The 15,115-nt window shown below is 42.0% G+C and carries 13 protein-coding genes; 11 read left to right on the forward strand and 2 right to left on the reverse strand.

The window, feature by feature from the left end; all coding sequences use genetic code 11:
* Positions 1-204: 204 nt before the first annotated feature.
* Both MHI14_RS12810 and MHI14_RS12815 read left to right on the forward strand, forming a co-directional pair.
* Entirely contained in the window at positions 205-381 is a 177-nt protein-coding gene (locus tag MHI14_RS12810; RefSeq protein WP_341130423.1) for a hypothetical protein, read from the forward strand.
* An 801-nt stretch (positions 382-1,182) separates the two neighbouring features.
* A complete protein-coding gene (locus MHI14_RS12815) occupies positions 1,183-2,484 on the forward strand; it encodes an aldehyde dehydrogenase (RefSeq protein ID WP_341130424.1) in 1,302 nt (433 codons plus the stop codon).
* Positions 2,485-2,589: 105 nt separating this feature from the next.
* Here the strand turns inward: MHI14_RS12815 and lexA are convergent, their stop codons facing one another.
* Positions 2,590-3,216 carry a transcriptional repressor LexA gene (lexA, locus tag MHI14_RS12820; RefSeq protein WP_017688034.1) on the reverse strand — a complete coding sequence of 209 codons (627 nt, stop codon included), beginning with the start codon at positions 3,214-3,216 and terminating at the stop codon, positions 2,590-2,592.
* Positions 3,217-3,512: 296 nt separating this feature from the next.
* On the opposite strand from lexA, the gene MHI14_RS12825 reads away from it, so the two are divergent.
* The 8 genes from MHI14_RS12825 (at position 3,513) to MHI14_RS12860 (ending at position 10,793) form a co-directional block, all read left to right on the forward strand.
* A complete protein-coding gene (locus MHI14_RS12825; protein ID WP_341130425.1) occupies positions 3,513-3,890 on the forward strand; it encodes a LysM peptidoglycan-binding domain-containing protein in 378 nt (125 codons plus the stop codon).
* 95 nt (positions 3,891-3,985) lie between these two features.
* Complete coding sequence (locus MHI14_RS12830; RefSeq protein ID WP_017688036.1) at positions 3,986-4,195, forward strand: DUF896 domain-containing protein; 210 nt, start codon at positions 3,986-3,988, stop codon at positions 4,193-4,195.
* A 125-nt stretch (positions 4,196-4,320) separates the two neighbouring features.
* A complete protein-coding gene (locus MHI14_RS12835; RefSeq protein WP_017688037.1) occupies positions 4,321-4,830 on the forward strand; it encodes a hypothetical protein in 510 nt (169 codons plus the stop codon).
* 28 nt (positions 4,831-4,858) lie between these two features.
* On the forward strand, positions 4,859-5,650 hold the full coding sequence (locus MHI14_RS12840; protein ID WP_341130426.1) for an HAD family hydrolase: 792 nt from the start codon (positions 4,859-4,861) through the stop codon (positions 5,648-5,650).
* Between the two features lie 589 nt (positions 5,651-6,239).
* Positions 6,240-7,169, forward strand: a complete 930-nt coding sequence (locus MHI14_RS12845) for an ABC transporter permease (RefSeq protein WP_371129062.1) — start codon at positions 6,240-6,242, stop codon at positions 7,167-7,169.
* Between the two features lie 12 nt (positions 7,170-7,181).
* A complete protein-coding gene (locus MHI14_RS12850) occupies positions 7,182-8,054 on the forward strand; it encodes a carbohydrate ABC transporter permease (protein ID WP_036613592.1) in 873 nt (290 codons plus the stop codon).
* A 327-nt stretch (positions 8,055-8,381) separates the two neighbouring features.
* On the forward strand, positions 8,382-10,016 hold the full coding sequence (locus tag MHI14_RS12855) for an ABC transporter substrate-binding protein (RefSeq protein WP_341130427.1): 1,635 nt from the start codon (positions 8,382-8,384) through the stop codon (positions 10,014-10,016).
* 102 nt (positions 10,017-10,118) lie between these two features.
* Positions 10,119-10,793 (forward strand): GntR family transcriptional regulator, encoded by a 675-nt coding sequence (locus tag MHI14_RS12860; protein ID WP_091020712.1) that lies wholly within the window; start codon positions 10,119-10,121, stop codon positions 10,791-10,793.
* A gap of 96 nt (positions 10,794-10,889) precedes the next feature.
* On the opposite strand, the gene MHI14_RS12865 is transcribed toward MHI14_RS12860, so the two are convergent.
* Positions 10,890-11,435 carry a cupin domain-containing protein gene (locus MHI14_RS12865; RefSeq protein WP_047843398.1) on the reverse strand — a complete coding sequence of 182 codons (546 nt, stop codon included), beginning with the start codon at positions 11,433-11,435 and terminating at the stop codon, positions 10,890-10,892.
* Between the two features lie 179 nt (positions 11,436-11,614).
* Between MHI14_RS12865 and metH the strand changes: the two genes are divergently transcribed.
* The gene (metH, locus tag MHI14_RS12870) at positions 11,615-15,055 is read left to right on the forward strand and encodes a methionine synthase (protein ID WP_341130428.1); all 3,441 of its coding nucleotides are present in this window, start codon (positions 11,615-11,617) and stop codon (positions 15,053-15,055) included.
* Positions 15,056-15,115: the final 60 nt, after the last annotated feature.

The raw sequence follows: 15,115 nt of genomic DNA on the forward strand, positions 1-15,115 counted from the left end.
CAGAAACTAAATAAATTGATAGAGTGGTCTTACGAAAAAGCAAAGCTCAACCGATAAAGCAATTGATGCTTTAATCCGTTGGCAAAACATTAAAGGAGTAACAAGCAGGTTTCTAACTGGCGTAGGTGGTGTTGTCACTCTTCCAGTAGCTAAACCAGCTGATTAATGTACGTGCAAATACGAGTGATAGCTGCCATTGCTCACATGCGTGGTTATAATCCAAAAGATGATGAAGTTAAAACGTTGGTTTTTTCGTGTCTTACCAGACAAGCTGCTACAGATATTTTGAAGGCTGGTATAAAACCGGGCAGTATACCTGTAAAGAATGCGATTAAAAAGATTCCAAACGTAGCAATTAAGACTATAAATCAAGTTTGGTGAAAAAGGTATTATGTTTTCTTTCCAATTAAGTGTAGCCCAGCGGAATTAGACTTAAAAATAGTTTTAAGATAACGGACAGGATAGTGTAATTATTACGCGAATTATCCTAGGGAGTTGCATAAAGAAGGAAAAACCTATCTAGATAAACAAAAAAACTTCTTAGTGAGACTGGTGGAAAGTGTGCAAACCCGGGATGTTTAAGAATAGAGCCTGTTGATTACCATCAAATCAAGGTATGGGCAATTCATAAAAAACACGAAACTAGGCACATGATTGCGTGGAAAACTTAAAATAACTGATGATGAGTTATATAGATGGAAGCAGATAAAAGGGTCACCAAAGAAGCCTATGTTTGTCTGTAACCATGGCTTACTTTTAACATGATGTATTCGTTCACCGATATATAATCGTAAAGCTCTCTTTTCATTAATGAAAGGGGAGTTTTTTATATGTGGTAACTAAACATTTCTATTTTGAAGAAATGTATCAATTCATGTTAGTAACAGCGCAAAAACCATTGTCATTATCTAGTAACCCATTAAAGAGAAACTGAAATTAGAATTCTTTCTTACAGTGCATTAAACTGTCTGAAACAAAAGATTTAAATCAAACTTCCTTAGAAATTCTGATAGCCACGAAATAGAAAGGAATACTAACATTCACTCTTTTAAAATTCAAACCATCATTCCAATATATACAAATGGATGTTTCATTTGTATGTTGAAAGTTTCATATAGAAGAGGTATACTTTAATTAAATTTTGAGCAATTTAATTTTAAATAATTAATTGGAGATGTTAATATGGATCAAGCAAAACAACTAGTGACAGAACAACGTACATTTTTTTATACAGGACAAACTAAAAATATCGAGTATCGAATTAATGCTCTTCAACAGCTTAGAAAAGGAATTGAAAAGTATCAGCAACGGATTCAAGATGCACTTCGGGCAGATTTGAACAAATCTGAGGCGGAAGCTTACGGTTCCGAGATTCGCATTGTTCTGGGTGAACTGGATTTTGCATTAGAACATCTGCAGGAATGGGCTGCACCCAAACAAGTTCCAACCAATTCGGCTATGCCGGATGGGGTGAGCACCATTTACCCTGAACCATACGGAGTGGCTCTTATAATTGCACCTTGGAACTATCCTTTCCAACTGGCCTTTGGTCCACTGATTGGAGCAATTGCAGCCGGTAACTGTGCAGTTATCAAGCCTTCTGAATTAACACCAGCCGTATCTCGTCTGACGTATGATCTGATTCAGGAGATATTCCCTCAGGAGTATATTGCCGTTATGGAAGGGGAAGTTGAAGCCAGCACAGTATTGTTGAAAGAGAAGTTTGATTATATTTTCTTCACAGGAAGCACAGGTGTTGGTCGCATTGTTATGAAGGCAGCTGCTGAGCACCTGACTCCTGTAACTCTTGAGTTGGGCGGTAAAAGTCCTGCTATTGTCCATAGTGATGCAGATCTGAAGCTGGTGGCTCAGCGTATTGTTCGTGGTAAGTTCCTGAATACAGGGCAAACTTGCGTTGCTCCGGATTACTTGCTTGTACATGAACAAGTTCATGATGAATTGATCAATCTGATTGGCGCAGAGATCAAATATAAATTTGGGGACGATGTGTTACAGAACGCTGATTTCCCGCACATTGTCAATGCGCGTAACTTTGATCGGTTGTCGGGGTTCCTTACAGATGGCAAAACGCTGATTGGTGGACGTTCTGTACGTGAGCAGTTGCTCATTGAGCCGACTGTACTTGGCGATGTGAACTGGGAATCAGCTGTCATGCAAGAAGAGATTTTCGGTCCGATTCTTCCTGTATTTACGTACAGTGACCTGGATCCTATGCTGGATGAGATTGTTCGCCGGCCAAAACCATTGGCGTTATATCTCTTCACACAGGATGAGCAACTGCAGGATCAGGTTCTGAATCAAGTATCCTTCGGTGGGGGATGTATTAATGACACACTTTCTCATATGACTTCACACTATCTCCCGTTTGGTGGTGTAGGAGAGAGCGGTATGGGCTCATATCACGGACAACAGAGCTTTGATGTGTTCTCGCATCACAAGAGTGTTCTGAAACGCAGTGAATAATTAGCCGCTAAAATAACATAAACATGAAAAAAAGAGGTTGTCCTGTTGATCAGGACAACCTCTTTCGTATTTCATTACATCTAGTTTTGTTACTCAAGTTAAATATTAATGAATATCTCGGAAAAGGCCAATGACTTTACCCAGAATACTAACATGTTTCAAACGTAAAGGTTCGAAGGTCGCATTCTCCGGTTGAAGGCGAATATGATCTTTTTCTTTATAGAACGTTTTCACTGTAGCTTCATCGTCTTCAGTCATTGCAACGACGATATCACCGTTATCAGCAGTTTGCTGTTGACGGACAATAACATAATCTCCGTTAACGATTCCAGCTTCCACCATACTATCTCCGACTACTGAAAGCATAAACACTTTCTGTTCGCCTACATAATGTGTAGGAAGAGGGAAGTAGTCTTCAATGTTCTCAGTTGCAGTGATTGGAACCCCTGCTGTAACCTTACCAACGACAGGAATACGTGCAACGCTATGAGCAAATTGATGAGAATGCTCAGATTCTTCCTGGCTCAAAAGCTCAATGGCTCTTGGCTTGGTAGGGTCGCGTCGGATCAAACCTTTTTTCTCCAAACGATCCAAATGTCCATGTACTGTTGAGCTGGAAGCCAGTCCAACCGCTTCACCAATTTCCCGTACGGAAGGAGGATACCCCTTCAACCGGACTTCATTTCGTATAAACTCCAGAATAGCCTGCTGCCTGCTGGATATCTTCGACATACCGTATCAACCCCATTTTAGTAACGTTTGGGAAAATTATAACATAGAACCTCCGTTCGTACAAACATAAGTTCTAAATAAAATGGCATTAAATCAGTGTTTTTTAACTTTTAGAACCGAATTTGTCCAAAAGGCAGAGCATAATACTGCAAATGCTTTGCAAAAGAACTTCAATTAAGAAATTTCTCCTTCAAAAAAGAAGCGAACAATTGTTCTAAAAATCTATTGAACAAAACAAGTGTTCGTGTTATATTGATTTCAACAGATAGGAACAAACGTTTGGAGGCGGGTATTTAATGAGATATTCTACTTATCAAAGCATTTATGAACCAATGAATTCGGAACTGGTGAAGACTAAAATAGGGAACTACAAGAATGTTTTAGCGCGTTTCAAGATTTCTTCATGGATGTTAAAGGTAGCCATTACCTCTTTGATTATATTTATTGGATGTAGCACCGTTTTAACTGTATTTGCTGGCAATGAGAATGATGTTCTGCCTGGAGGAAAGATAGCTATTTCACAAGGGGAAACATTATGGAGTATTTCTTTGGAACATAAACCGACGAATATGGATACACGTATTTATATAGAAGCAATTAAGAAAGTGAATCAACTTCATACAACTTCCATCCAAGTGGGACAAGTACTAGCTCTACCGCAATTTGCAGAATAAAATGCACATCAATGAGTGTTAACGCGTGTCAGCTTGACAAGCTGCCTTTATAATGGCAAAGTTAATATGACTTTGTATTTTTGGAGGGGACAAGCTTGGATATAGATAGTCTGGTAGCACGCATTAACGAATTGGCTCGTAAGCAAAAGTCCACTGGATTGTCGGAGGAAGAACTTGCTGAACGTGCCGAGCTAAGAGAGATTTATTTGAGCAATATTCGCAGCAATTTCAGACAACAACTGGATACCATTGAGATTGTTGATGATGAGAATGACAAAGGCCACCAAGGCAAACTCAAACACTAACGAAACCTAATGATATCATTATGATATTTAGGTTTCTTCCTGTTATTTTGAGTGTGCAATTTATAGGGGGAAATGTTGGTTTGCAATTATGTAAGCCGATACAAAGACACATAAGGGGGATTCTCATGTCGCGTTCGTTCGAGAGAACGGTTAAGAAAAATTCCAAGCAGTTAAATCAGCAACGCAAAAAAAGTGGTCAACCAATCACAGGTACACCAGGTGAAGAAGTCTTTAAGGGGCGCAGCCTGTTGTTCCCTATATTTTTGATCGGTCTCGCCTTTTTGTATCTGTTTATGAGCACGTTCCTTGTGCAAGCTCCGATGACAACCTGGGACTGGGTGACGATGCTGCTTTACGTATTTTTGGCAGTCATCTTCATGCTTCGCCGTCCATACATCAAGATTAGCAGTAATCGGATTATCACGACGAAGGGTAATCGTGAACGTTCAATCGGGGTTGACGATATTGTCAAATTCAGAATTGAACCAGGTACAGTTGTTATCGAACATAACAGTCGCGGGAAAAGATGGGTGTTCACCAAGTTATTGAACCGTTACGATACAGATGCGATTGCAGAACGTTTGCTGAAGTTTGCAAAAGCACACCAGATCACCGTGGAAACCGTCGAAAAGTAATTATTGCATAAAGGGGTAGATGATCGGAATGGCGTTAAAAGCGATTTTGTTCGACCTAGATGATACTTTATTGTGGGATGAGCGTAGTGTTCGAGAAGCTTTTCATGAGACTTGTCTAATTGCAGCGCAAGAGACTGGGGTCAAACCAGAAGAACTTGAAGAAGCTGTTCGTAATGAGGCACGTGGACTGTATGAATCATATGAAACCTTTCCTTTTACCAAAATGATTGGAATCAATCCGTTTGAAGGCCTATGGGCGAACTTTACTGGTGGGGATCAACCTGAGTTCCGTCAGTTGGAACAACTTGCTCCAGTTTACCGTAAAGAATCCTGGCGTCGTGGCTTGTTGAAGTTGAGTATAGATCGGGAAGATCTTGCTGAACAGTTGGCCGCGCAGTTTGGAGTAGAACGGAGATCCAGACCTCATGTATACGAAGAAACGATGGACACCTTGCGCCAGTTACAAGGAAAGTACAAACTGTTGTTGTTAACGAACGGTTGTCCTGCTTTGCAACAAGAGAAGTTGGATGGTGTACCTGAATTGACTCCTTTCTTTGATGAGATTATTATCTCGGGTAACTTCGGAAAAGGAAAACCAGATCCGTCGATATTTGAACATGCTTTGAATAAACTGGGTGTTAAACCCGAAGAGAGCATGATGGTTGGAGACAAGTTAACGACTGATATTCGTGGTGCTTTATCATCTGGCATCCAATCCGTATGGATTAACCGTGAGCATAAGACCAACAATGAAACGTATGCGCCAGACCATGAAATAACGCATTTATCGGAATTAAATCAGCTTATTGCTAATTTCTAAGCAGATCAGCTATAACATCTTTCCTCAGCACCCTGAGACATTGGAAGCTTCTATGAACGATGATGTCGTTCTTGAAGTTACCAATGTTTTTTTATTTGAGCTTGTTGACTAAATTACCTTGTTAAAAGAGATCTCCATTTTTTTTACTAAAAGTTATTGAAATTAGGGGGAAGCTGGATTAGAATATAACTAACATACTAGTATGACTAGTATTTAGATTGTCCTAAAGCAATTTCTTTTTGACTTACTTCATTAAAATGGAAGCAGGGAGTTATTGCTAATTATTTTCTATTGATTGTAAGCGCTTAATATTTTGAAAAAGCTTATTTCGATTTGGAGATCACACCACTTAGTAAGTGCTAATTAATGATGTGAAGCACCTTGGATTGTGTGATTTTACATAATACATCAAATTGATATCGCTTACATTTGGCATTTATCTATTTCGTAGTGGGGGTGAAGTTGAAGGATTGGTTGTCTTCTACAAGAGGAGAAACGATGGGAGTTGTACATGAATTACTCTTACTTATCAAGTCCTGGATCGGAGTGAAAACACATGGAGTCGGAAACCGCTAAAACAACGTTAACCATGACATCTTTACGTAAAGAGAGCAGATTACGAACGGCAGCAACTTTGTTCCGCAAAGACTGGCAGCTGTATTCACTATTAATCCTTCCCATCATCTATCTCCTTATTTTTAAATATGGGCCGATGATTGGTAATGTGATTGCGTTCAGACGTTTTGTTCCCGGGGGAAGTATATTTGGAGAAACGTGGGTTGGATTAAGGTACTTCAAAATGTTTATTGAGGACCCTACCTTCTGGAGAGTATTCGGTAATACGCTGATGTTAGGCGGACTTGCGTTACTCTTTACATTCCCGGTTCCAATCATTTTTGCCTTGATGCTTAACGAAGTGAAGAGTAAACGATTCAAAAAGTTTGTACAGACCGCGTCATATTTGCCTCATTTTCTGTCCATCGTTATCGTTGCGGGTATGATCCTGCAGCTGACAGCAGTGAATGGTTCCATTAATGGGCTGGTGGCTTTCTTTACCGGAGACAATATTCCTTTTATGCAGCGGGCTGAATGGTTCAGAACAATCTATATCACTTCTGAGGTATGGCAGGGTATGGGTTGGGGAGCAATTCTGTATCTGGCTGCACTGACAACCATTGATGATTCTTTGTATGAAGCTGCGCGTATCGATGGTGCCAATCGGTGGAAGCAAACGATTCATGTAACAATACCAGGGATCTTGCCAACGATTGTGACGTTATTGATTTTGAACATGGGTAATTTCCTGGCTGTTGGATTTGAAAAAATCTTACTCTTGTACAACCCGTTGATCTACGAGACATCTGATGTGATCTCCACTTACCTTTATCGGGTCGGATTGGAATCCAGTAACTTCAGTTATGCTACCGCAATTGGCTTGTTCGAATCGCTGATCGGTCTGATCCTGGTGTTCTCCGTAAATGCCATCTCACGCAGACTGACACAAAGAAGCTTATGGTAAAGGAGGAGCATCATGCAGGAATCCAGATCTTACAAGGTATTTAAAGTATTCAATGTCATCTTTCTGCTGTTCGTGGTATTCATAACACTCTATCCATTCTTAAATGTCGTGGCACAATCCTTCAGTAGTGAGTCCTATATTAATTCCGGTAAGGTTAGTTTGTTTCCAAGAGGATTCAATGTGGAGACATACAAGACCATCTCGCGTGACAGCATGTTCTGGACCAATTATAAAAATACGATTATCTACACTGTAGTAGGTACGTTAATCTCCATGTTCATGACGACTATTTTCGCATATGCTCTGTCCAAAAAGAGGTTGATGGGTCGCAAGTTTCTGACGATGTTCGCCGTATTCACGATGTTCTTCAGTGGTGGATTGATTCCAAACTATGTCTTGATTAATTCCCTTGGGTTCAACAACACCATGTGGGCACTTGTTGTTCCTGGCGCAATTAGCATATACAACATGCTGATCATGAAGTCATTTTTTGAAAATATGCCTGAAGAACTGGAGGAAGCTGCCTCCATAGACGGTTTGAACACCTACGGGATCTTGTTACGCATTATTTTGCCGCTTAGTAAAGCAGTTATGGCAACCATGGTGTTGTTCTACGCAGTAGGTCATTGGAATTCCTGGTTCCCAGCCTTTCTGTATTTGGACAAAAAAGAACTGTTCCCGGTCACCATTTATTTGCGCAATATGATTGCAGGAGCGACAAGCGGGGCATCTGCCGGTGCAACCTCAGCTGATAACCTGACACAGATTGCTGCCAATATTAAGTCAGTAACGATGGTATTAACCATCTTGCCGATACTCACCATCTATCCATTTGTCCAAAGATACTTTGTAACCGGTATCATGTTAGGGTCTGTTAAACAGTAATACGCAGCATCTATATAAATTGAACTAAAGATGATTTACACGGAACACTCCGATGACAGAATAACCTTTCAATCGCTGTTATCCCCAGATTTTTTCGATTCCCTTTTTAAAAGGGAAAATCCGGTGATAGCATATGCTTCCGATGAAGCTTTCTTTCAGAAAGCTTTAAGGCGAGCGCTTCGCTTTTTCAGGTTTTTTCTGTCCTCTCCGTTTTATGTAAATGAATAGTTCAATTTATATAGAAAGATTCACATGATTACTTTTAGTGATTGATTAAAAAGTTTTAAGGCAAGGTCAACCTAAACCAAATTCAGGGGGATAACCTAAATGAATCAAAAGCCACGTAAGTTTGTTGGTAAAATGGTGTTGGCAACAATGATGACCGTTGTTCTGGCAGCATGTAGCAGCGGTACCGGAGCTGGAGGTGACATCACAGAAGTTCAAACCAAGGCAGCGATGGAGACGTACAATGTAGGGGATACATTCAAGGCGACTGAGCCATTTAATCTCTCCATACTATATAGTGATCAACCTAGTTATCCATACAAAAAAGACTGGTTACTTTTTAATAAAATTACCGAACTGACGGGTGTTACGCTTGAGCCAACGATTGTACCCATGAGTGATTACCCTCAGAAGAGATCTCTGTTGATTAGCTCTGGTGATGCACCACTGGTTATTCCGAAAACGTACCCTGGTGAAGAGTCTGCATTTGTATCATCCGGTGCGATCTTGCCAATTAGTGATTATATTGATTTGATGCCAAATTTCAAGGATAAAGTGGAAAAATGGGGTCTAGAAGATGAACTTGAAGGACTTCGACAGGAAGATGGAAAGTACTATGTACTCCCGGGTCTGCATGAAGAAGTATGGCCAGATTACACACTACTCGTAAGAACGGATGTTTTTGAAGAAAATAACATTGCCATCCCGACCACATGGGACGAATTGTATGATGCAGCGAAGAAACTGAAAGAGATTTATCCGGATTCCATTCCGTTTTCGGACCGATTCCAATTTAATAGTACGTTGAACATCGCTGCTACTGGCTTTGGTACCAAGGCTGGATGGGGTTTTGGTAACGGATTGACGTATAAGGAAGATCAGGATGAGTTTGTGTACACGGCTACAACACCAGAATACAAAGAGATGCTAACGTATTTTAACAAGTTGGTATCCGAAGGGCTGCTCGATAAGGAGAGCTTTACACAGGATGATGATCAGGCTGTACAGAAATTTGTATCCGGCAAATCATTCATGATTAATGGTAATTCCCAAACGGTGGTGCTGCACCGAAATGATATGAACAAAACGCTGGGAGAAGGTAAATACTCAGTTGCAAAGATTACAGTACCTGGTGGACCAAAAGGGCAATTAATGTCCGGCTCCAGACTTGAAAACGGTGTTATGATCTCCGGGAAAATTCAAAAAAGCGAAAACTTCAAAGCTATTATGCAATTTATTGATTGGTTATACTACAGCGATGAGGGTCAAGAGTTTGCCAAATGGGGCGTTGAAGGCGAAACATTTACCAAAGAGGGCGGAACACGTAAATTGGTAGAAGACGTGAACTACAATGGCTTGAATCCGAAAGGAACGAAAGACTTGCGTATTGACTATGGATTCTCTGGTGGAGTATTTGCCTACGGGGGTACCACAGATCTGCTGCAATCGATGTTTAGTGAAGAAGAGTTGAAATTCCAGCAAGACATGAAGGATACCAAGGAAGTGATCCCGGCAGAACCACCGATTCCTTACTCTTCAGAGGACCGTGAACGGGTGACACTTCTGAGTACACCACTGAAAGACTATTCGGATCAAAATACACTTAAATTTATTTTGGGTGAGCGGAACTTGTCTGAATTCGATACATTTGCCAAAGAGCTGGAGAGTCAAGGTTTATCTAATTATCTGAAGCTGGCAAATGATACGTACAAAGCCTACAAAGAAAACAAGCAATAATATAGTTGATGTTGGCCAGATTACCGTTTCACACCGATATATAAGTGGAACGGTAATTTGTGCTAAGATGAATGAATACGGCTGATAGAAAGAGGTCTAGGCATGTCACTTAATCAAAAAATTAGAGGCTCGACCCGGGCATATTCATATAACCTGTTAAAAGAACGAATTCTTCATCTGGAACTTAAGCCGGGTACCAAGATTTCAGAGAAAGAGATTGCAGATGAACTGCAGGTGAGCAGAACACCCGTGCGAGAAGCATTCATGAAGCTTGCTGAAGAAGAACTGCTGGACATTATTCCCCAGAGTGGAACGATCGTCTCTCATATTAATCTGGAGCATGTGGAAGAAGGCAGGTTTATGCGGGAGAAGATGGAGAAGGAAATCGTGACTTTGGCTTGTGTTTCTTTTCCTGAAGAGTTCAGATTTCGACTTGAAACCAACATTGCAATGCAGGAAGTCTGTATAGGAAAAAACAATTTCTATCGGCTTTTTGAACTGGATGAAGAGTTTCATCAGATTTTGTTCCAGGGCACGGGGAAGCTGAGAACATGGAAAATGTTGCAACAACTGAATATTCCGTTTAATCGGTTGCGTTTATTACGTCTAGCGGAGGACTCCAACCTGGAGGTCATTATTTCCCAACACAAAGAGATTTATCGGCTTATCACAGAGCGGCAGACTGAGCAAGCTGTTCAGGTGATGGAAGCTCATCTTAGACTAGTTGTTATTGAACAGGAATCGATTAAGGCGAAATACCCGCATTATTTTATATAATGCAACGATGTTGTATAATACTCTCCATATGCATATGCGAAAACCCCTGTTCAATTGAACAGGGGTTTTGGTTAAGCAAGTTGTAACACGAGAGTGTTAGGCTTGTTTGATAAAAGTAGGATCAGGGTATGGATCTGCAATCCAGCCATCTTTTTCGATGAACAGACGTACAGCAATAATTTGTTTATTCTCCATTAAAGTGAAGAAGTGCGGTGTATTCTCAGGTACAGAGATAACGTCTCCTGGAGACAATTCTACATTAAAGTAGCCTACATCGTCTGTAGCTTTGATAACAAAGATTCCTTTACCAGCGACAATTGCACGAATCTCATCTTCAGCGTGGGTGTGGATCTCTTCGAACTTGGCCAGCTTTTCTTCGATATCTGGTGTTTGTTCGGACAGCGTGATGACATCCCAGATCTGGTATCCACGACGTGCAGCCAAATCTCTGATTTCATAATCGTAAGTTTCCAAAACCTCAGTTTTCTGTTCATCAGTTAATCCAAAGTTATTTTGCAGATCAGTGTTCAGTTTGGATGCGTCCCACTTCTCGTATAATACTTCGTATTTGTTCAAGAAATTTCGAACATTTTCGTCACCAGTGATGCGTTCGTTCGTATTTCGGATAACAATTTCAGCCATGTTCTTTCCCTCTTTTCCACTTGGTTTAATTGAATTATATCGGATTGCTTTGTTTTTGTCGATTCTCAAATTCCGTTCATATTCGTGCAAACCCGCCATCTTTCGGGATCAAACCCGATCTTTCACATTAAGTTAGTTTCTGTTAAACTAAGATTTAACGTTTTGCGGGGGTGAAGATATTGGATAAGATTAGTCTACACGATGCATTAAAACAACGAATATTAATCCTCGACGGTGCAATGGGGACCATGATTCAACAAGTTGATCTGACTGGCGAAGATTTTGGCGGCGAAGATTTGGATGGATGTAATGAAATGTTAGTGCTTACTCGTCCAGAGCTGATCCAGCGCATTCATGAAGAATATCTGGAGGCTGGAGCCGATTTAATCGAAACCAATACATTTGGTGCCACATCCGTTGTACTTGCTGAGTACGATATTCAGGATCGGGCACGTGAGATCAACCTGGAAGCAGCCAGAATTGCGAAAGCGGCGGTTGATCGTTTCTCTACACCTGAATCTCCACGTTATGTGGTAGGTGCGATGGGACCAACAACCAAAACACTGTCTGTAACTGGGGGAGTAACGTTCCAGGAACTTATCGACAGTTATTTGGAGCAAGCGCTTGCTTTAATAGAGGGAGGCGTTGATGCGCTACTACTCGAAACCTCACAGGATACCCTCAATGTAAAAGCAGGCAGCATTGGAATTCAGCAGGCCTTCGAACAGAGTGGCGTTACACTGCCCCTGATGATATCAGGAACGATAGAACCGATGGGTACGACCCTTGCGGGTCAGAACATCGAATCCTTTTATATATCCTTAGAACACCTTAACCCAATTTCGGTAGGACTAAACTGTGCTACGGGTCCTGAGTTCATGCGTGATCACATTCGCTCGCTTTCTGGAATGGCATCGGTTGCCGTTAGTTGTTACCCGAACGCGGGTCTTCCGGATGAGAACGGTAATTACCATGAGTCACCAGACTCGCTTGCTCAGAAGATTGGTGCTTTTGCCGAACAGGGCTGGTTGAATATTGCTGGTGGATGTTGCGGGACAACCCCTGCACATATTCGGGCGATGCGCGATACACTTGCCCAGTACCCCCCAAGAGAAATGAACGGAACACATCCACCGGCATTGTCTGGTATAGAACCAATCTACATTGAACAGGACAATCGTCCGTACATGGTTGGTGAGCGTACGAACGTGCTGGGATCACGGAAATTCAAACGACTCATTGTAGAAGGCAAATATGAAGAAGCTTCGGAAATTGCTCGTGCTCAAGTGAAAAATGGAGCGCACATTGTTGACGTGTGTGTACAAGATCCGGACCGTGAAGAGTCTGAAGACATGGTGAAGTTCCTTGAACTGGTTGTGAAAAAAGTTAAGGTTCCTCTCATGATTGATACGACGGATGCTTCAGTAATTGATCTGGCCCTTCAGTACTCACAAGGTAAAGCGATAATTAACTCCATTAACCTTGAGGATGGCGAAGAGAAATTTGAGTTGATTACGCCGTTGCTTCATAAATATGGTGGTGCGGTTGTTGTCGGAACGATTGACGAACGAGGTCAGGCGATTAGTCGGGAAGACAAGCTTGACGTAGCCAAGCGCTCTTACGATTTGCTAGTGAACAAATATGGACTCAAACCAGAAGACCTGATTTTTGATACGTTGGTGTTCCCGGTTGGTACCGGAGATGAACAGTACATCGGTTCAGCCAAAGAAACCATTGAAGGTATAAGAGTTATTAAGGAAGCGATGCCTGAATGTCATACGATACTCGGTATCAGTAACATTTCATTCGGACTGCCTGAAGCAGGTCGTGAAGTGCTGAACTCTGTGTTCTTGTATGAATGTACCAAAGCAGGTCTCGACTATGCCATCGTGAACACAGAGAAACTGGAGCGTTATGCGTCCATTCCAGAAGAAGAACGCAGGCTCTCGGAAGAGCTTTTATATAACACGAATGATGACACACTGGCGGCGTTCGTAGCGGCGTTCCGTAACAAAAAGGTTGAGAAGAAGGAAAAAATCTCGAACCTTTCATTAGAAGAGCGTCTCGCTTCATATGTAGTAGAAGGAAGTAAAGAAGGATTGCTGCCAGATCTCGAACAGGCACTTGCCAAATACACAGCACTTCAAGTGATTAACGGTCCACTGATGCGGGGGATGGAGGAAGTAGGTCGTCTCTTTAACAACAATGAGTTAATTGTAGCTGAGGTGTTGCAGAGTGCGGAGGTTATGAAGGCTTCTGTAGCATATCTGGAGCAATTCATGGAGAAGAACGAGACTTCGGTTAAAGGCAAGATCATTCTGGCCACGGTCAAGGGCGATGTGCATGACATCGGTAAAAACCTGGTTGAAATCATCCTGTCTAATAACGGTTACCGGATCATTAATTTGGGTATAAAAGTACCACCAGAACGTATCATTGAGGCGTACCGAGAAGAAAAAGTCGATGCGATTGGCCTCTCAGGGCTATTGGTAAAATCAGCGCAGCAGATGATTCTGACCGCTCAGGATTTGCGAACAGCAGGTATTGATGTACCTATTATGGTTGGTGGCGCGGCGCTAACACGTAAATTCACCAAAAATCGTATTCGTCCTGAATATAACGGAATGGTTGTATACGCTAAAGACGCGATGGACGGTCTGGATCTGGCGAACAAATTGATGAATCCCGTTTCACGTGAAGCGATGCAACTGGAGATGGAAGCAGAAAAAGAAGCTGATGCTTCAGGTGCTGTAGCTGTTCAGACTCTTCCAGAGCTTACGCGAGTGGAACGTTCGGATATTGCTGTAGATCATCCGGTTCTTGTCCCGCCTGATCTGGAGCGGCATACAATGCGTAACTACCCACTATCACATATCCTGCCATATGTGAACATGCAGATGTTACTTGGACATCATCTGGGATTGCGCGGTTCGGTAGAACAACTGCTTGCTTCAGGTGATAAGAAGGCTACCGACCTGAAAGCAGTCGTGGATGATATTATGCAAGAGGCTGTGCGTGACGGGATTATTCAGGCGCATGCCATGTATCGTTTCTTCCCTGCTCAGTCCAGTGGTAACAGCATCATCATCTATGATCCAAAGGACACCAGCAATATCTTGCATACCTTTACGTTCCCACGTCAAAAAGTCGAGCCGTTCCTGTGCCTGTCCGACTTCCTGAAACCTGTTGAATCCGGTCAAATCGATTACGTTGGTTTTATGGTTGTTACGGCCGGACACGGCGTGCGTGAACTATCCACTGCGTGGAAAGATCAAGGGGATTACCTTCGCTCGCATGCTCTGCAATCCGTAGCGCTTGAAGTAGCAGAGGGATTAGCTGAGCGTGTGCATCATATGATGAGAGATATCTGGGGATTCCCTGATTCTGCTCAGATGACCATGAAACAACGTCATGGGGCACGTTATCAGGGAATCAGGGTATCCTTTGGATATCCGGCTTGTCCGGATCTGGAAGATCAAGGGCCGTTGTTCAAGTTGCTGCAGCCTGAGGATATCGGTGTGGAATTGACGGAAGGTTTCATGATGGAACCTGAAGCATCTGTATCAGCGATGGTGTTCAGCCATCCGCAAGCCAAGTATTTTAACGTAGAAAAGGCATAAATCAGTAGAGTGTCAGGCAAAGCCCTCCGCAATGTCGGAGGTTTTTTGCTGGCAACAGAA

Origin of the sequence: Paenibacillus sp. FSL K6-2393 (assembly GCF_038002545.1) — a bacterium.
GTDB lineage: Bacteria > Bacillota > Bacilli > Paenibacillales > Paenibacillaceae > Paenibacillus.